This is a genomic window from Bremerella sp. TYQ1 (genome assembly GCF_020150455.1).
GTDB classification, from domain to species: domain Bacteria; phylum Planctomycetota; class Planctomycetia; order Pirellulales; family Pirellulaceae; genus Bremerella; species Bremerella volcania_A.
The window spans coordinates 6,227,608-6,245,619 of record NZ_CP083740.1 but is presented as its reverse complement, the minus strand read 5'-3'; the positions used below and the strand labels follow the sequence as shown (position 1 = coordinate 6,245,619).

Genomic DNA, 18,012 nt, shown 5'->3' with positions numbered 1-18,012 from the left:
TTTCTTATCCAGCTTCGGCTAGTGGCGACGTTTATACTCAATTTTTCCCTTGACCTACCTCCCCATGCCTATCCCCGGAGATCAATATGTTGCGTCGCTGCTTTACCTATGTCCTTCTGGCCGCTGGCTTTCTGGTACTTACCTCTTCTCCGGCTGTCGCTGGGCCGTTTCGCCTCGTCATGCAAGGCAACGGCAAACTGGCCATCGTCGCGGAAAATGGCGAGATCGAGTGGGAGATGCCATGGGGTGGTATCCATGATATTCACGTTTTGGAAAACGGGCACATCATGGTTCAGCAAGGTGCAGCGAGCGTTGCGGAAATCAATCCTGAATCGAAGAAGGTGGTCTGGTCGTACGATTCAGCCAAGAGCAACGGCAACGAGGGAAAACGCATTGAAGTGCACGCCTTCCAACCCCTCGCAAATGGGAACGTGATGATCGCCGAATCTGGCGCAGGACGAATCATCGAGATCGACCGAAACGGCAAATTGCTGAAGGAGATTTCGCTGAAGCTAGACCATCCGCATCCGCATTCCGATACCCGTCTCGTTCGCAAGCTGGACAACGGCAACTATCTGGTAGCGCACGAAAACGATGGCCACATTCGTGAATATGATGGCAAGAGCGGCGAGGTCGTTTGGGACTTTGAAGTCCCCATGTTCGGCGAAGAGTCCCGCGGCGGCCATGGTCCGGAAGCGTTTGGGAACAAAGCGTTCGCGGCAGTTCGCTTGAAGAATGGCAACACGCTCGTCGCGACAGGCAACGGACATAGCGTCATTGAAGTGACGCCTGAAAAGGAAGTCGTTTGGAAGATCGCCCAGAACGACTTACCTGGCATCACGTTGGCTTGGGTCACGACGCTGGAAGTTCTGCCTAACGGAAACTACGTGATTGGCAACTGCCACGCAGGTCCCGAAAACCCACTACTCGTGGAAGTGGATCCGAAAACGAAGAAGGTTGTCTGGCAATTCGATCGCTTCGACATCTTCGGCAATTCGGCTCCCAACTCGCAGCTACTAAATGTCGAAGGCGATGTACTTCGTTAACGGCGATCACGTATCGCTTCGATAAGTTCCGACTTGGTCATTTTACTGCGGCCGCGGATGTTTCTTTCCTGGGCGAGATTGTAAAGCTCGTCCTTGGTGCGATCCTCAAGGGACCGATTCGGGTTGCCGGTCCCTTGGGTGGTTTTGTTCGGCGTCTTTCCATCTTGCCGACGCTGTTTGTTCACCGTCCGCGCGGCAACCTCCTTCGCTCGTTTTTTGCTCATCCCGCGATCGAGATTGCTGTCGCGAATCTTTTCATACTGCCGATCGTCTTTGGCTGTCCAACTGGGCATTTTACGACTCCTTGAAGAGGGCAATGGGGCTTCCCTTGATCCAGCGAATCGTGTGCCGATTTAACTGTCACGATCTGGCCACACCCCCATATCTCCGCCCAACTCGTTAAAAATTAAAGGACTTATGGCGGCAGCGATGCGATCGGAAGTGTACGATAGAACCGATTTTGATTCGTCAACTTGGTTAAAACGCTTCCACCATGGAAACCTCTGTTAGCTTTCTCGACTCGCTTCAACACTCTGCCGACGAAGAGGCGTGGGGCCGTTTGGTCGGTATGTACTCGCCCCTCATTCAAGGATGGCTGAAGCGAAACGGGGCGTCGTTGGCCGATGTTGAAGACGTGACCCAGGAAGTCTTGACGGTTGTTTTTCGACGCTTTCCTGAATTTCGTCGCGAGCCTCGTCCGGGCGCATTCCGGGCCTGGCTGCGAACCATTACGGCGAATTGTCTGCGCGATCATTGGCGAAAGAAAAACAAGCAGCCGGCAGGCGTCGGCGGAAGCGACTTCGGCCAGGTCGTCGCCCAGTTGGAAGATCCCGATAGCGGGCTGAGTGCTCAATGGAATCGAGAGCATGATCGCCACGTGATACAATATCTGCTGCAAGAAGTCCGGCCTGCTTTTACCGACAACACCTGGGCTGCGTTCCAACGATTCGCCCTTGATGGTTTAAGTGCCGATGACGTCAGCCAAGAGCTCGGCATTTCCGTGAACGCAGTCTTTGTCGCCAAGTCGCGCGTCCTTGCGCGACTCCGGCAACGAGGGTTGGGCCTTATCGACTGAACACCTTTCGCAACGACGACCGGCAACTGTCCATGAGCGAGACCCGAATCACGCATCCCACGCGAGAAGAGCTTGCGTCGTTCTTTCACGGAACGATGGAAGAATCGCTGCGACAGAAAGTCGAAGACCATGTTGCCAAGTGCAATGCTTGCTGCGATGTGCTGCGTTCGCTGCCTCATGATCCACTTGTCGAACGAATTCATGCCGCGACAAGCAGCGTGGACGACGGTGTGACCTCCATCTCCAATCGAACACCACTTTTCGACGAGGAGGACGCTGGAACCATTCCTTCTGCCCTGCTCGACCATCCCCGCTATCGAATCATCCGGCAACTTGGACGCGGGGGTATGGGAGTCGTCTATCAGGCCGAGCACAAGATGATGGAACGTCCCGTCGCGCTGAAGGTGATTAGCTCGCGGTTGATGAAAAACGAGCTTGCCGTAGAACGGTTCCATCAAGAAGTCAAAGCGGCAGCAAAGCTTTCGCATCGCAACATTGTCGCCGCATACGATGCGGAGCGTGCCGGTGACTTGCACTTTTTAGTGATGGAATTCATTGAAGGAATCAGCCTCGATCAGCTTGTCGCCCAACGAAAACCGCTGCCCGTGTTGCATGCATGCAACTACGTAATGCAAGCGGCGCAGGGGCTTCAGCATGCCTATTCACGCGGTACGGTGCATCGCGACATCAAGCCACACAATCTGATGCGAACCAACCGAGGGACGATTAAGATCCTCGACTTTGGACTTGCTCGTTTTGCGACGCAGTCAGAGCAAGCTCACGACGATCCCGGTCTTACAGCTGACTTTACCGCGTTGGGTACGCCGGACTACATGGCGCCGGAACAAGCTCGTGATTCCAAGCGAGCCGATATCCGTGCCGATCTATACAGCCTCGGTTGCACGCTTTATTTCCTGCTCGCCGGGCAACCACCCTTTCCGCAAGGAACGGCCTTCGAGAAAGTCCTTGGGCATTGCGAACGCGAACCGCAGTCGCTGACCAACTTTCGGCAAGACATTCCCCAGGAAGTGATTGCGATTGTCGTAAAGCTTATGGAGAAACAGCCAGAGCAGCGTTACCAAACCCCAGCCGAGTTAGTCGAAGCGCTGCGTCCTTTTGGCCATCCCGATTCGGAATTCGCCACCGAGCAAACCACGCCCCATGTCAGCATGCCAAAGACTTTGACATCAGTGTCAAAGGTCACTTCACCACCCGCGGTACGTCCTACCCAGTCCAAGCCCCATGCGAGTCCTCCCAGCAACGTTACTTGGATTCGCAACAACCGCTGGGCGGTTGGGAGCGTTGCGGCACTGTTAGGCGGGCTAGTTGCCTTTCTCATTTTTGGAGATTTTGGAAATCGTGATCGCCCAAACGAGCCTGGCGTAGTTCCAGCGGAATCGAACGCAGTCTCTTCCAACGAACCGTTACCGAACCAGGCTGGGTGGGTCGATCTGATTCCTACACTCGACCTTCCAGCAAACATGGTGGCAGGCAACTGGGAGGTTACTTCAAGCGGCGAGTTGCATGTAGAGTCTGGTCCCGCGGCCCGAATCATGATTCCGTTTCATCCGCCACGCGAGTATGACTACGAGGTGCAGTTCACGCGAAACGATGGGACACAATCGATCGCGTTGCATTTTCTTCACGGAGACGGTAACGCCTCGTTCGATATCGATGGATGGAGCGAGAACCTGGCCGGCATTCAAAATATTGCCCGCCGCGATATGCGAACCAATCCGACGCGTGTCGACAGTGTAGTGCTTGAAAATGGGCGTCGTTACACCGCCGAAGTTCACGTTCGGCGTGATCGAGTTGAAGTTTATCTGGATGACCAATTGCTGACGTCCCACTCTGGCGATGGCTCAGATCTATCCCTTCTTGAACTCTGGGAACTGCCCGAAAAGTCTTTGGGGTTAGGAGCTTACGACAGCGACACGACATTTCATCAAGTCCGAATTCGCCCCATTTCGAACTAATGTTGCTGCCTTCCTTTTCCGTCGAAAAGTGACTTCTTCGATTTTTTTCTGTTCTGCGTGAAAGGTTTTCCGCTGGGCTGCCATTTATACGGCAGCCAGCAGAAACACCACCATCTCATTCGGAACAGACTCGGAGAAACGACATGTCACGACTTGCCCTTTTCACTTCTCATAAACGCACCAAGACCGCGTCATCGGCTCGCAATCGGCGCCGAGTAGGACGAAACTTACAGGGCCTCGAAGACCGCCGCATGATGGCTGGCGACTTGGTTCAAGCAGACCTTCCGCCGCTGGAGGCTGAGTATGTCGAAACATCAACGATCAATCCTGCAGCGGACGCCGGATGGACGCTCGACACAGTTGCAGATCTGGAGGCGAATAGCGGACAGTCGCTTGAAACGATATTGACGGTTAGTGGCGATGTCGATTCCGATGCGTTGCTGTTCACCGCTTCGATTGTACCGACGCTCGAACAGCAGCTCGACTCTCAATATGATTTGGTCGAGTCGGACGACTACCACACCAACTGCCTGGGCAACAACGAACGTTGGATTCGTTCTGCCCACGGTGGCTGGTTCTATGTGCTGCAAAATGGCGAGTTCTATCAATGGCAAGGCTCATTCGGCAGTAGCACACTGCTGGCCAATTTCGATTCGACGCACTACGACAACCCTGATCTGATTGCGGAACCAGAATCGATTGATGCCGATGTACGCATGGATGGCGACGTGCTCGTAATTACGCCAGATGCCCACTACACCGGAAGTTTTCAGATCGAAATCGGAGCAACCGATGGTACTCAGTCCGCCGGTCAAACAGTTTTGGTTGCCGTAACAGAGTCGCCGGTGGATGAAGATGAACCGACCGGCGACCCTCCTACAGAAGACGCACAACCGATGCCGGTTCTGATGGTGATTGCCAACCAAGACTTCTACTACCAGGAATACTCCGACACGCGAGCTTCTTTGGAAGCCCAGGGCCTGGAAGTTGTTGTGGCGGCGACGACCACCGAAGTCTCCCGCCCACATGCCAACTCAGGGCAAGGTTCCAGCAATGGAGACGTCACGCCAGATTTGGCACTTGCTGATGTCGAAGCGGAAGATTACTCGGCGGTTGTCTTCGTCGGCGGCTGGGGATCGTCCAGCTATCAATACGCCTTCGAGGGAACTTACAACCATGGCGTGTACAACAGCACCGATGCGTTGAAGGCGACCGTAAACGACTTAATCAACGATTTCGTCGCACAAGACAAATATGTCACCGCGATCTGCCATGGCGTTTCCGTTCTGGCATATGCCCGAGTCGACGGCACGAGCTTATTGGAAGGAACGACGGTTTCTGCTTGGGCAGGCTCGGCCCCTAGCTCCGATCAACCAATTTACACCACTCGTCAGGCGATCGAAATGAATGGCGGCACAATGGTGCAGTCTGGTTCGATCGGCGATCCGACCACCGCGGAAGACGACGTAGTAATCGACGGACGCATTATCACGGCTGAAAACTATGATTCGGCCGCGATGTTTGGGCAGGTAATCGGCGAGTTGGTAAGTGATCCGGCGTACATCGATGCGGTCTTCGCCGATTGGGAATAACAAGCAAGGGCAGCGAGCAATCGCTAAGCCCTGTCAGGCCGACGTGAGGTTAAGCAGCAAGGCCTCACCGAAACCTGGCAGGGCTTTTTTGCGTTTACTTTTCCTTGCCATGAGCATGATCGCCATGATTATGGAGATGCTTCAAATGCTCAGGCATTTCGTACCCACCAGCTTCGAGGTAGCTGTGCAGGTCGTAGATCTCTTCCTTCGTCAGCGTGTTGAGCAAGCCACCTGGCATAGGAGACATTTTTGACGGGGCCATCTGCTCGACGTCATCCTTCGGAATGATCGTCAAGCTGTTGGGCGTCAACAAATTGGTCGCCACGTGAAACGCTTGCTTGTCCTCGTTAACCACCACGCCGGTAATCACGCGTCCGCCAATGGTCAAAAACTGCACGTTCTGGAACTTCTCGTTGATCTGGCTGGAAGGATCCACCATTTGCTGAAGGAGGTCTTTGCCTTTCAGCTTCTTGACCGATTCCGTCAGATCTGGTCCGAGATTGGTCCCGTGACCTGCAACGACGTGGCACTGATTGCAGCGTGCCTTTACGAATGCGGTCATTCCACGGACAAGCGTTGCGTCATCTTTCTTGCGAGGATGCTGGGCGAAATCCGCGAAGTCAGCCATCGTCCATTCTTTAATGACCTGAGGAACGCTCGCATCCATCAACGCTTGAGCACTCGCATCGTCCTTGGCAACCACCATCACCCCGTTCATCACCACCCAGTGCCCTGGGAAGGTACAAACGTATGGGTAAATGCCTTCTTCCTTCGGAGCATGAAAACGGAGTACGGCGATCTGGGCCGAACGTGTCGGGCCAATCATCGGCGTGTTCTGAATAATCAAATCCATCTTTTCGCGTGGAATGAAATCGGAGTCGGCGTTGGTTGGATCTTTGGCCATTTCGTTCGCGGCCATACCCACGTCGGCCAGGGCGTCGGGCTTCACGATTACAAAGTTGTGGTCCGTCGCATCTGGGTTGGTGAAGACAATCTTGAGCGGCTGTCCTGGCACGACCATGAAGTGCTTAACGTCGAACAACATTCGCTCTTCGAGGCACGAGATCTTCACTTCGCGAAGATTCTTCTGGGCATCGAACTTAGCCTCGGCGACGGTCGGCTTCGGCTCTTTGATTTCTGCGTCCTGCGAGGCCTGTTTCAGGATGCGGGCAATGTTGTAGCGAGGATTTCCTTCCCAGTGCGCCCGCATCGGTTTTGACATCAACGCACACGTGATCGCATATGCGACATGCCCTTCGCGAGGATGCTTCAGTACGTCCAGCACGGCATTAAACGCTGGCTTACTGCCGATGTACGTTGCCGCGACGGCTGCCTGCATGCGGACGATACCATTTTCATCGTTAGCCGCATCCTTGAGTCGCTGTTGCCACTGCGGAACGTAAGGGTACCAATATCGAAGCTGCTTCGTCGCGGCTGCACGCGCCATATGATTCTCGCACGCCAGAAGATCTTCCAGCACACCAACGGCGGCAGCCAAATCCGCTTCGGGTGTTTCGTCCGTCGCTGGCACCATCGGCACCGCATCGATCCAACGATATGTCCAAAGCCCTTCGACTTGGTGATGGCGGAACTCAGGGTCGTCCGCATTCAGACCGGAGATCCATGCGTCGAGCAGCGGTTTCACTTCGGCTGGGTCTCGTTCGCCTAGCTCGCGTTTGGCCATGAAACGAATCGCGTACTCGCGTCGCTTCAGCAGCTCCAGCAATTCGGGAATGGAGGCATCCGCAATCTTTGGTGCCTCTTGCAGCGGCTTATCCTTGGCGGTAATTCGCCAGATACGGCCAGAGTGTCGGTCGCGACGCTCGTCTCGCAGCGAATACTGGGCATGCCCTTTAATTGGGTTGTACCAGTCGCACACATACAAGTCGCCCCGCGGCCCCCACTGCAAATCGACTGGGATGAAGCTGAGGTTTCTCGAGAACAGCAAGTCGCCGACATATTCCTCGGTGAAACCATACGGGCCTTCCTTCCACTTCAAAATTTCGACGCGGTTGGTTGGCTTATAACGAACTTTGATGAACGTGTCTTGCAGTTCCTCCGGAAACGTATTCCAGTCGACGATGTGATGTCCACAAACGCCGGAATAGGCTTGCAAGCCTTTCGGGCGATCGTTCTGAAGCGGGTAAGGAGGATCGACCGCATGATGGGCCTCGGCGTAGACCGGGTGACTTGCCATGTGCTGTCCCCAACGATCAAACGATACGCCCCAAGGGTTTGTACTAGGATACGTTCCGAAGCTGATCAATCGCTGCGTCTTCGGATCGAAACGGAACCAACCGCTGTTCTGCTGACGCACAGGCCCATAGGGTGTTTCAACTTGCGAATGATGAAAGATCGACTCACGGAAAATCAAATCACCATCCGGTGTCCAGGTAAAGTCATGCAGCGAGTGATGCGAGTCTTCCGTGCCGAAACCACGCAGGACGGTCTTTTTAATATCCGCTTTGTCGTCGCCGTCGGTGTCCTTCAGAAACGTCAGGTTCGGCTGTTCGGAAACATAAACGCCTCCATCGCCGAACTCAAACGATAGGGGAATGTGTAGATCGTCGGCGAAAACGGTCGACTTGTCCGCTTTGCCATCGCCGTCGGTATCTTCCAAGATGACCAGCTTGTCGTTCGGTTCGTTCCCGGGATAGACATGCGGATAAGTCGTCGAACAACTGACCCAAAGTCTCCCTTTTGAGTCCCACCGCATTTGAATCGGATTAACCATGTCGGGGAATTCTTCTTCCCCAGCGAACAGGTTCACCTCAAAGCGAGGGTCCATATCGAACGCCTGTTTTTCGTCCGCCGCAGTCATCCACTGATTCGCCCCGCGACTTTGCTTGGTCATCGGCAGCGGCGGAACGTTTGAGTCGTCGACTTTCTCGGGCACCGACTTACCTTGGGCGATATCCCAGATCCGCTGATCTCGGTTGGCCACCATCATGTCGAAGTTTCGCATCGCCGGGAGAAAGTCGAGATAGCCATAGTCCTTATTTCGACCGCCGGTGTAATAGAACGTGTTGAGTGGGCGAAAGCGACGAAAGAACTGTAAGTTTTTGTCGACAATCGTATCTAACATGGCCTGACGAATCTCAGGCGGTTTTTCCTGAAACAACTGCTCGAACAACGCTGCAGAAAAGACACGATCGCCCGCTTCATTGAGATGCACACCGTTAATGGTCAAATCGGTGCCGGGACTCGCCATTTCGGCTGCGGTCGTCGGAAAGACATTGGCGAAACCGACGTTCTGTTCCGCGGCCACGTCTCGCATCACGTCAACATAAAGCTGAATGTTCGCGTTATTAAGCGTCGCGGCTGGGACGTTGTCGATGTTTTCGTTGGCAATCGGCGAGATCAACACGATGCGCGGAGCAGACTTGCCGTTGTAGGCCTTCGACTTCAAGTCGGTCAGGTAATCGCCCAGCTTGCGGCGAAAGTCAGCCAAGCCGCCTGGCCCGGCGAACGATTCGTTGAAACCAAACGCAGCGAGAATGACATCCGCTTTTTCATGGACTAAGTGCTGCTGCGTATCGGCGAAGTTGTCAGGTCGCGGTTGCTGATCGATCGCATCGGCCGACCAAGCCAGGTGACGAACGACCAGTTGATGCTGTGGAAACTTCTGCTGCAACATCGCTTCGAAATGGCCAAAGTCCTGCGACCGTTCCAGCAACGTGTTCCCGATCAACGCGATTCGGTCCCCTTTTTTTAATGGCAGCGGCAACGAAGTGGCGACCGGCTTGGCCGCTTCTGGACGAGGAGCCGTCTTTTCATAAATAGCGAACGCAGAAAAGTCTTCTTCGGTCAGTTCTGGCGGGTTTTCCAGCTTCTTGTTCTTCGCATCTTGAACATTCTGCTTCCGTGCATCGCGTCCATTGTCGCGGCGTGGAGCTTTCATCGCCGTCGTCTTATCTTTTGCGTTGCTATGATCCGGCAGGATTGGCGAATCCCATCCTTTAATTTCGGCAGGCTTCACCCCTTTGCGGTGCCCACCATTGCTGAATCGCGACGGATGGTAAAGGCCGACGAAATCGATCTTCAAGTCTGGCTTGATTTGCGATTCCAGGCCCATCGCCCACAAACAGCCATTGGTCAGCATGCGGCGAAAGCCATCGTTACGTAGGTCTTCCGAGGCTCCGTAGGTCGTCGTGAAAACGCGTCCCTTGTTGCCAGGCTCGTATTCATATTCACGAACCCAAACACCAGGGCATGGCTTCTTATCCTTTGCTACCGGCGAATCGATCTTCATGCCTTGCAGCGGCTGAGCCATCGCTAACACGGTGCAATCTTCCAGTGGCTCGGTCCAATAGCCGCCTGCTTCCACCCAGGCATCCTTCACGCCGTTTAACACTGGGTGATCTTTCTGCTGTGCGACAAGATCGAGCCGCGTGCTCATGACATGATTCTTACCGTAATGCCCCGCCCAGGTTTCGCCCAAAACCTGGCGGCCAAAACCCATATGAAAGTCCTTACCGGCATAGCGGAAATTGAACTTTGCGTAGGGAGAATCTTCTGGGATTTTGAACGCATGCGTTGATGTTCGCAGGCCAACGACAGGACCACCTCGCTTTAGGTAATCGACAATCGGCTGCATCTGTTCTTTCGGGAAATCTTGGAAGCGGAGGAAGATGATCATCAGGTCGGCATCTTTCAACACTTCGGTCCCAGGCATGTGGCTAGAGCCTGGCAAGATGTCGCCGGTCTTTTTGTCGAGCGTGAACAGCACCGTACATTTGAAGCCATGATGCTTGGCAAGTATCCGCGCCATTGCCGGCAATGTTTCTTCCGAGCGGTATTCGTGATCACCCGCCAGAAAAACGATGTGCTTGCCCTTTCCAATACCGGACTCACCTTCGTAGACGACTGGATTGGCCCAAGCAGCGGAAGCGAGCGACGCAGATACGACAAGAGCAAGCAGCAAGTTGCGAATCATAAGAATTTTTTTGGGGGATTAGGTGGGGATGGGAAGGTTGCCGTCAGCGATTCCGAGACGATCGCGCGGATAAGGGCTATTTCAGCATAGTCCATCGCCATACCGCACGTCGAACAAGAAACCTGCCGGGGAATTCCCTGGAAAAAACGAATCATGGCGGATCGATCCTAAAACTTGGCCGATTCGGACAAATATTCGTGGAGTTCGTCCCGTTATCGCGGCAACACAACGTAGAAGTCAGCCGTGACGGCGAATAAAATCAGCAGCGAATTGATTAGCCAGCAAATAAAGGAATGGTGACCTGTGGCGAACTTGTGGTCCCAAATCGATAACGACTTCAACACATTGTTCCTCGCGATCAGCCGCGAACTGGATGGTTCGTCGGTAAAGATCGATTTTAAAGGCGAATTCAACGAGTTCCTGAATATCCCCTGGGGGGAGATCACCGCCACCTACCAACGCCAAGGGCAATACCCGGAGTCGCTCGTCCGTATGGCGTTGGCCAGCGACTGCCTGCATTACCTGGGGTTGGCCATTCTCGCCGATCATCGCATCGAAGAGCGTGAGTTCGATCTTTCGTTTACGACCGCGTTACCGCTTGGCAGTACACTTTGCACGCTTCCTCGTTTTCGACGCTATGCGAATCTCGATCGACATCAATGGGAATCGTTTCTCAGCGCGTTCATGAACGATCGCGAGTGGTTCGGCGGGAACTGTCCGGAAACCCAAAACGTCAGCCTGCTGATGTGCATGATCGTACATCACTTGAGTGGCAGTACCGATTTGCTTCCAACATACGAACGGATGATTCGCACTATCGTCGGATCGGTCTTTCAATGGGGAGCCTCGACCGATGTTGAACGAGACTTAGTTGATAAGATCGATCGCATCTTCGCCGCCTGCCGATTTGGCAACTCTTATACAAGCCGGACAGATCGTCGCGGTCGGCCAAGCTCGCCACTGGACATGCTAAAACCGCAGGAACCACCCAAGCCGGAGGCGAAAACGTTAGAAGACTACGGCAAACCAGAAGAAGTGCTGAAAGAAGCCCAGGCCGAACTAGATAGTCTGATCGGTTTGGATGGTGTGAAAACCGAGGTGAAACGGTTAATGGCATACCTGAAGATTCAGCAGCAGCGACGCGAACATGGTCTCAAGCAGTCGTCGCAAACGCTGCACTTCGTCTTCAAAGGAAATCCTGGAACCGGCAAAACGACCGTCGCGCGGATCATCGGCAAGATTTTGTATGGCTTTCAGATTTTGAAAACTCCCAAAATCGTCGAAGGCGATCGGGCCGATCTTGTCAGCGGCTATGTCGGCCAAACCGCATTGAAGACCGACAAGTTGATCGATTCCGCTTTGGATGGCGTGCTGTTTATTGACGAAGCCTACGCATTGTCGAATCCTACGGGGCAGCACGACTTTGGCCAGGAAGCGATCAATACGCTGCTTAAACGGATGGAAGACAATCGCGATCAACTGGTGGTCATCGTTGCCGGCTATCCACGGCTGATGCAAGAGTTCATTGAAACCAATCCTGGACTGGAAAGCCGCTTCACGCGCTATATCGATTTCGACGACTATGCCGTGGCCGACCTATGCCGCATCTTTGATAAGTTCTGTACCGATGCCGAATACGAACTGACGACCGAAGCGCGAGCGATCACAAGTATCTTGTTCACCGCAGCATATCACGGACGTGACGAACGATTCGGCAATGCTCGGTTTGCCCGTAATGTTTTTGAACGCGCAGTTGGCCTTCACTCGGAACGTTTAGCCGCGTTACCGGAAGGATCGATTACCCGGCAAGCGTTGATTGAATTCAACGTCGCCGACATCCCCCTCGACGCGTATCAACCGCTCAAAGGAAAGACGATCGACTTGGAGAAAGTTGAGTGGCTGGCCACCTGCCCAGGTTGCGAATGGCAAAGCGATGGCGGCATGAAGTTCCTCGGACAGCGTGTGACCTGTCGGAAATGCCAAGAGACATTTCATTTCCCTTGGTGGTCGGTCCGCATCGACACGGTCGAAGGGATCGACCCCAGTTTGCTCAAGCCGCGTTAGACGGCGGAAAGCTCGGTCAGCGTGCTGGTACCGGACGCGAACTGATCGGTTTCGACGCCCACATGTTGCAAATAGTTCACCAGCAAATTGCACAGCGGTGGAGCATTCCCTTCTTCATAAGCGATATGCTGCCCATGCCGGAAGTGACCGCCTGCCGCGATGATCGGCAGGTTTGTATTGTTGTGACTGGAAGCGTTCCCCAGACTCGAACCAAACAAGATCGCCGTTTGATCCAGCAGCGAATGACCTCCTTCTTTCACATTGTCCAGCTTCTGCATCAGTTCGGCGAACAAACGCATCTCTTCCAGCTCAATGATCGTTAGCATCTCGATCTTATCGGGGTCGCGGCCGTGATGGCTTAGGTTGTGCCAACCGTCGTCGACACCATCGAGCGACACCACTTCGTTGCCGCCAGGGCCGACGAGCGAAATGAACCGAGTCGAGTCGGTTTGAATTGCCAGGAAGATCATCTCGTACATCAAACGCAACCGCTCGGTCATGTTCGCACGATCTTGGATATCTTCTGGCTGTTTGCGATCAACTTCCGGCTTGGGACGCTTGGCCCACGCTTCCGCTTGCACCAGTCGCTGTTCCAGCTCTCGCACGCTGGTGAAGTACTGATCGAGCGTTTGGTTATCTTCCCGGCCAACTTTTCGGGTCACCTTTTTGGTTTGATCCTGAACAAGATCCATGATGCTTTGACCATCTTCGATCCGTCGCATCTGTTCTTCTTTTTCCTGTTGCGTCCCTTCCAAAAACAGTTTGGCAAACAATTTTGAAGGACGATTCTCGGCAGGAATTCGTACGCCACTTCGCGTGTACGAGATACTGTTGTTGTCGACAGCAAGCGTCAGTGAGCCGAAGCGGGTCTTGTAGCCTAGTTGCTCGGCGGCAAGCTGATCGACCGAAATCGTATTTTGGAAGCTCGGTTGGCCAGGATGCGCGGCCCCAGTTAAAAAGCTCTTTTCCGCGGCGTGGCCCCCGTCGACGTTCGGGTGCATGATGCCTGAAATGACCGAAAACTTGTCGCGTAGATTCGCCATCGGTTTTAGGTATGGCGTCAGCTCGTAGCCCTTACCAGCTTCCTTCGGAAAAAGATTCGGAGTATGAATCCCCAGCGGAGCACAAACGGCCAGCATACGGCGAACGTCAGTCGCATCGCCGGCCCCCTCTTTGGCAAGCAGCCGAGTTGCTCCCATGCTTCCCAAGAGGGGCAAGCCCATCGCAATGCCAGAGGCACGAAGAAACGTTCGGCGGCTAAGTTGGCGAGACATGGCGAATCCTTCGTCGCAAGGCAACGGAAACCAGTTACGGGGCAAGGAACAAATCACTTTCGACCACGGCATGAATCATCGACTTCAAACCATGATCGTTCTTCTTCGACGTGGCGACTACCTGATCGACTGAGTCGCGCTGGGCTAAGCCAATCTTTCGGCCGGTCGCATAAACCAGCAGCTTTTCGGCCATCGCACGAGCCACCAGCGGTTCATCGTCCAGCAAGCAATCGCGGAACTGCTGAAAATTGGAAAACTCTCGGCCGTCGGCCATCTCAAACGATGACTCAACGTCAGGTCCTTTGCGATACGACTTCTGGCCAGGGATTTTCTCTCCTTCGCCAATCGAACGATAAAAGTCGCGATGACCGCCGATCGCGTCAAACTCTTCCAGCGCGAAACCAGGAGGATCGATCCGTTTGTGGCAACTCGCACATGCGGCAATGCTGCGGTGCTTGTCGAGCTGTTCCCGTATGGTCGTCGCGCCACGAATGTCTGGCTCGACAGCGGGAACCCCAGGAGGTGGCGGAGGAGCAGGCCGGCCGAGCATCTTGTCCAACACCCAAACGCCACGAATGACCGGCGAAGTGGTCGTGCCGTTGGCGGTCACTTTCAACACACTGGCTTGCGTCAGCACACCGCCGCGGATGCTATCCGGAGGAAGACTTGTCTTCTGGAACTTTTCGTGCCCTTCTACTTCGTCCAAGCCATAGTGGCCAGCCATTCGTTGATTGACGAACGTCCAATCAGAATCGACAAAGTTCATCACGCTCAGATCTTCCTTGAGGACATGCTCGAAGAAGTGTCGCGTCTCGCCCAGCATCCCTTCCAGCAGCAGCGGATCGTATTCGGGATACAGCTTCTTATCTGGCGTCGTGAATTCAATCTCTCGCAAATCGAGCCACTGCCCCGTGAAATCGTTCACCAGGTTCTCGATCTTCGGATCAGCGATCATCCGTTCTACTTGGGCATGGCGGACGCTGGGGTCGCTCAGCTTGCCGGCCGCGGCCAAATCCAACAGTTCCTGATCGGGCATCGTCGACCACAAGAAGTAAGACATCCGCGACGCGATGCCGTAATCGTCTACGGCCGGTTCGCGATTGATCAGCAGGAACTGCGGCGAGCACAGAACAGCCGTGACGCCTGTTCGGACCGCTTGTTCAAACGTACGACCGTTGTTTAACCGGCTGACAGCCAACTGAATAAATGGCTGCATCTCTTCGTCGGAGACTGGTCGCCGAAAGGCCCGGGGAATGAACTCTTTTAAAATTCGCTGCAGATCGGCCTCTGGCTCCGACGACTCGACGATGTGACTCTTCACGTTCTTACGATGCCGCATCCAGACCGGCCATTGCTCCTTCATTTCGATCGAATCGTCATCGCCGAACAGCTTGGTGGTCGCGATCGAAGGAAACTCTTGATCGATCGGGCCGTACGTTTCGACCCAGGCAATCCCCACGCCAGGGCGTGCTTCGTGCTTGTCTCGCCACGTCACATGCTCCGGCCAAACTCGTGGAACGATATGAACCGTGTCCCCTTCTTTCATCCGCCGGGTGAACTCGACGATGCGCGGCTTTTGTGGCGTTCCATGGGCGTCGAAAATTCCGACGAAGTCTTGCGTATCGGGACCAAACAATGAACCAACGTAAAGCGCGACCGAGATGGTGCGATCGTTCGGATTGTGGGGCCAGATTGCGACGCGGCAGCGATAGACGCCATCTTCGATCGGATGCGCCGCATCGATTCGAGCCGGCGGCCACCCTGGGGTGAACTTGACCAGCGAGCCGTCCACTTCGATCACGCCCCCCTTTTTCTTCTTCACCGAGTCGATGTTTTCTTTGATCTCCATCAAATCGGCTCGACGTGTTTCTGGAGGAAGTGGTTTGATCCGCCGGATCGTTGCATCGTAGGCAACGTTTGCCGCTTTCAAATACTCTTCCATCAACACCGAAGAAAAACTCAGCCCGTCGGCCCCTTTATCAAAGCCCTGCACGCTGCCATCTTCCGGCAGTAGATCGACCAAGGGGACATCAATCCCCAAAAGATCGTGGACTGTGTTCTCATATTCCTGGCGATTCATCCGTCGTAAAGAGATCGGCTGCTCCAACGACCGCGAAACGGTTTGCACGACCTGCTTGATCAGCGTTCGCTTTTCGTCGGCGGTCGGCTGATCCTGATACTCTGGCGGCATCTCGCCACGTTCGATGGCGTTCGCCACGCGCGACCAGACATGGGCGTTGTCAGCGGCAGGCGTCGGGAACTGTAGATTGTCGAGCCGAATGCTTGCTTCCTGGGTATCGGCTCCATGGCATTCGATACAGTGCTTCGCGAAGAACGCGCGCACGTCGGCATTTTCCGCCGCGAAGACATGCGAACCAGGGAGACCGAGGGCCCAAAGCCCTACCAGGCAGGCAGTGAAAAGGAGGGAGATTTTCATATCGTTAAGTATAACGAGGAAACCGCAAAAACTGACTTTTTTTGCATGCAGAACAGACGAGCATCGTTACCCTATGCCCTGAAGAGCACGATGGTTACGTGAATTCGCAGAAGAATTCAAGAAAGCGTCTGGCATCTCGCCGCGTGATATCGCGGGTAGCCCTTTAACACTCGCTGATATTTACCGCCAAACCGCCGCGGGAAGTTTCTTTATAGCGGGAAGACATATCGGCTCCCGTTCGTTTCATTACCCGGATAACGCGGTCGAGAGAAACAAAGTGGCTGCCATCTCCGCGCAAAGCAAGCCGGCAAGCATTGATGGCTTTGACCGCCCCCATCGCGTTGCGTTCAATACAGGGAACTTGCACCAAACCTTTGATTGGATCACACGTCAGGCCCAAGTTGTGTTCCATTCCGATCTCGGCCGCTTCTTCGACCTGACGGGGAGTGCCTCCACGGACTTCGGTCAACGCGCCAGCGGCCATGCTACACGCAACGCCCACTTCTCCCTGGCAACCCACTTCCGCACCTGAGATCGAAGCGTTCTTTTTGTAAAGCGACCCGATCGCGGCGGCGGTTAACAGAAACTGTTGAATCTTCTCCGGCGTCGACTCGGGGCAGAAACGATCGAAATAGCAGAGAACCGCCGGAATAATCCCTGCGGCTCCGTTCGTAGGTGCGGTAACGACACGTCCCCCGGCAGCGTTCTCCTCGTTTACGGCAATCGCGTAAAGATCGACCCAGTCGAGGATGTTCAGCGGATCGCGCATGTTCGCTTCCGGTCGACTGCACAGCGTGCGGTAAAGGCTTGGGGCTCGGCGACGGACGTTCAAACCGCCCGGCAAGATTCCTTCGTTTTGGCTACCCCGCTCGACGCACTGCTGCATCGTGTCCCAGATTTTCGTCAAGCCATCCCGGATGTCAGCTTCCGAACGGAACGCTTTTTCGTTTTCCAATGCAATCTGACTGATGCCGCACCCTTGCTCTTCCGCAAGTCGTAAAAGCTCAGCAGCCGAATCAAATGGAAACGGAACCGCCGACATCGGATGCGCAATCCCCTGTCCTGAGGCGCCTTCACGAACAACAAAACCGCCTCCGATCGAGAAGTACGTTTCCTCCAAAAGGGGCTGCGAATCGTCCGGCGAAGCAAACGCCGAAAACTTCAGCGTGTTGGGGTGCCCTGCCTGGAAGGTCTTGCGATGAAAAAGTAGGTCTTCTTTCTCGGTAAACGGAATGTTCCGTTGGCCAGCAAAGAGAAGTTGATGCTGCTCGCGAATGACTTTCAGCTTTTCCGCGACCGTTTCCGGTTCAATCTGATCCGGCACTTCTCCTTGAAGCCCCATCAGAACGGCGATATCGGTGGCGTGCCCAATACCGGTCAGTGCTAACGAACCGTACAAGTCGACTTGCACACGCTGAACATCACGGATCTGGTCTGAATCGGCCAGCGATTGCAGGAACATCTCGGCCGCGCGCATCGGTCCGACGCTGTGCGAACTGGAAGGCCCGATGCCGATTTTGAACAAATCGAACACGCCCACGAACGCCTGCTCGCCAGAAATATTCGACGATTCCGCGGTTTTGACCGACTTCGATGCCACAACAAATTCCTA

At 54.5% G+C, this 18,012-nt stretch carries 10 protein-coding genes; 5 read left to right on the top strand and 5 right to left on the bottom strand.

What is annotated here, in order from left to right:
* Nucleotides 1-86 precede the first annotated feature (86 nt).
* Complete coding sequence (locus LA756_RS25375) at nt 87-1,046, top strand: PQQ-binding-like beta-propeller repeat protein (protein ID WP_224437517.1); 960 nt, start codon at nt 87-89, stop codon at nt 1,044-1,046.
* Here the strand turns inward: LA756_RS25375 and LA756_RS25370 are convergent.
* Nucleotides 1,043-1,339, bottom strand: coding sequence for a Rho termination factor N-terminal domain-containing protein (locus tag LA756_RS25370; RefSeq protein ID WP_224437516.1), 297 nt, complete (start codon nt 1,337-1,339; stop codon nt 1,043-1,045). The two genes, LA756_RS25375 and LA756_RS25370, sit on opposite strands and share 4 nt — an antisense overlap.
* A gap of 200 nt (nt 1,340-1,539) precedes the next feature.
* Here LA756_RS25370 and LA756_RS25365 point away from each other — a divergent pair, with 200 nt between their 5' ends.
* From LA756_RS25365 to LA756_RS25355, 3 genes are all read left to right on the top strand, one after another.
* On the top strand, nt 1,540-2,121 hold the full coding sequence (locus tag LA756_RS25365; RefSeq protein WP_224437515.1) for an RNA polymerase sigma factor: 582 nt from the start codon (nt 1,540-1,542) through the stop codon (nt 2,119-2,121).
* 32 nt (nt 2,122-2,153) lie between these two features.
* Nucleotides 2,154-4,097: a serine/threonine-protein kinase gene (locus LA756_RS25360; RefSeq protein WP_224437514.1), complete on the top strand. Its 1,944-nt coding sequence runs from the start codon at nt 2,154-2,156 to the stop codon at nt 4,095-4,097.
* A gap of 143 nt (nt 4,098-4,240) precedes the next feature.
* Entirely contained in the window at nt 4,241-5,689 is a 1,449-nt protein-coding gene (locus LA756_RS25355; protein ID WP_224437513.1) for a DJ-1/PfpI family protein, read from the top strand.
* Between the two features lie 94 nt (nt 5,690-5,783).
* On the opposite strand, the gene LA756_RS25350 is transcribed toward LA756_RS25355, so the two are convergent.
* Nucleotides 5,784-10,625, bottom strand: coding sequence for a PVC-type heme-binding CxxCH protein (locus LA756_RS25350; protein WP_224437512.1), 4,842 nt, complete (start codon nt 10,623-10,625; stop codon nt 5,784-5,786).
* A gap of 303 nt (nt 10,626-10,928) precedes the next feature.
* Here LA756_RS25350 and LA756_RS25345 point away from each other — a divergent pair, with 303 nt between their 5' ends.
* Nucleotides 10,929-12,689, top strand: a complete 1,761-nt coding sequence (locus LA756_RS25345; protein ID WP_224437511.1) for an AAA family ATPase — start codon at nt 10,929-10,931, stop codon at nt 12,687-12,689.
* On the opposite strand, the gene LA756_RS25340 is transcribed toward LA756_RS25345, so the two are convergent.
* From LA756_RS25340 to LA756_RS25330, 3 genes are all read right to left on the bottom strand, one after another.
* Nucleotides 12,686-13,963, bottom strand: a complete 1,278-nt coding sequence (locus tag LA756_RS25340) for a DUF1552 domain-containing protein (RefSeq protein ID WP_224437510.1) — start codon at nt 13,961-13,963, stop codon at nt 12,686-12,688. The genes LA756_RS25345 and LA756_RS25340 overlap by 4 nt on opposite strands.
* A gap of 34 nt (nt 13,964-13,997) precedes the next feature.
* Nucleotides 13,998-16,400 carry a DUF1592 domain-containing protein gene (locus LA756_RS25335; protein WP_224437509.1) on the bottom strand — a complete coding sequence of 801 codons (2,403 nt, stop codon included), beginning with the start codon at nt 16,398-16,400 and terminating at the stop codon, nt 13,998-14,000.
* 163 nt (nt 16,401-16,563) lie between these two features.
* Nucleotides 16,564-17,934, bottom strand: coding sequence for an L-serine ammonia-lyase (locus tag LA756_RS25330; protein ID WP_369123658.1), 1,371 nt, complete (start codon nt 17,932-17,934; stop codon nt 16,564-16,566).
* Nucleotides 17,935-18,012: the final 78 nt, after the last annotated feature.

Bases quoted from the DNA above. Each gene is read 5' to 3' on its own strand.
- LA756_RS25375 (WP_224437517.1), top strand. From the start codon at position 87: ATGTTGCGTCGCTGCTTTACCTATGTCCTTCTGGCCGCTGGCTTTCTG.
- LA756_RS25370 (WP_224437516.1), bottom strand. From the start codon at position 1,339: ATGCCCAGTTGGACAGCCAAAGACGATCGGCAGTATGAAAAGATTCGC.
- LA756_RS25365 (WP_224437515.1), top strand. From the start codon at position 1,540: ATGGAAACCTCTGTTAGCTTTCTCGACTCGCTTCAACACTCTGCCGAC.
- LA756_RS25360 (WP_224437514.1), top strand. From the start codon at position 2,154: ATGAGCGAGACCCGAATCACGCATCCCACGCGAGAAGAGCTTGCGTCG.
- LA756_RS25355 (WP_224437513.1), top strand. From the start codon at position 4,241: ATGTCACGACTTGCCCTTTTCACTTCTCATAAACGCACCAAGACCGCG.
- LA756_RS25350 (WP_224437512.1), bottom strand. From the start codon at position 10,625: ATGATTCGCAACTTGCTGCTTGCTCTTGTCGTATCTGCGTCGCTCGCT.
- LA756_RS25340 (WP_224437510.1), bottom strand. From the start codon at position 13,963: ATGTCTCGCCAACTTAGCCGCCGAACGTTTCTTCGTGCCTCTGGCATT.
- LA756_RS25335 (WP_224437509.1), bottom strand. From the start codon at position 16,400: ATGAAAATCTCCCTCCTTTTCACTGCCTGCCTGGTAGGGCTTTGGGCC.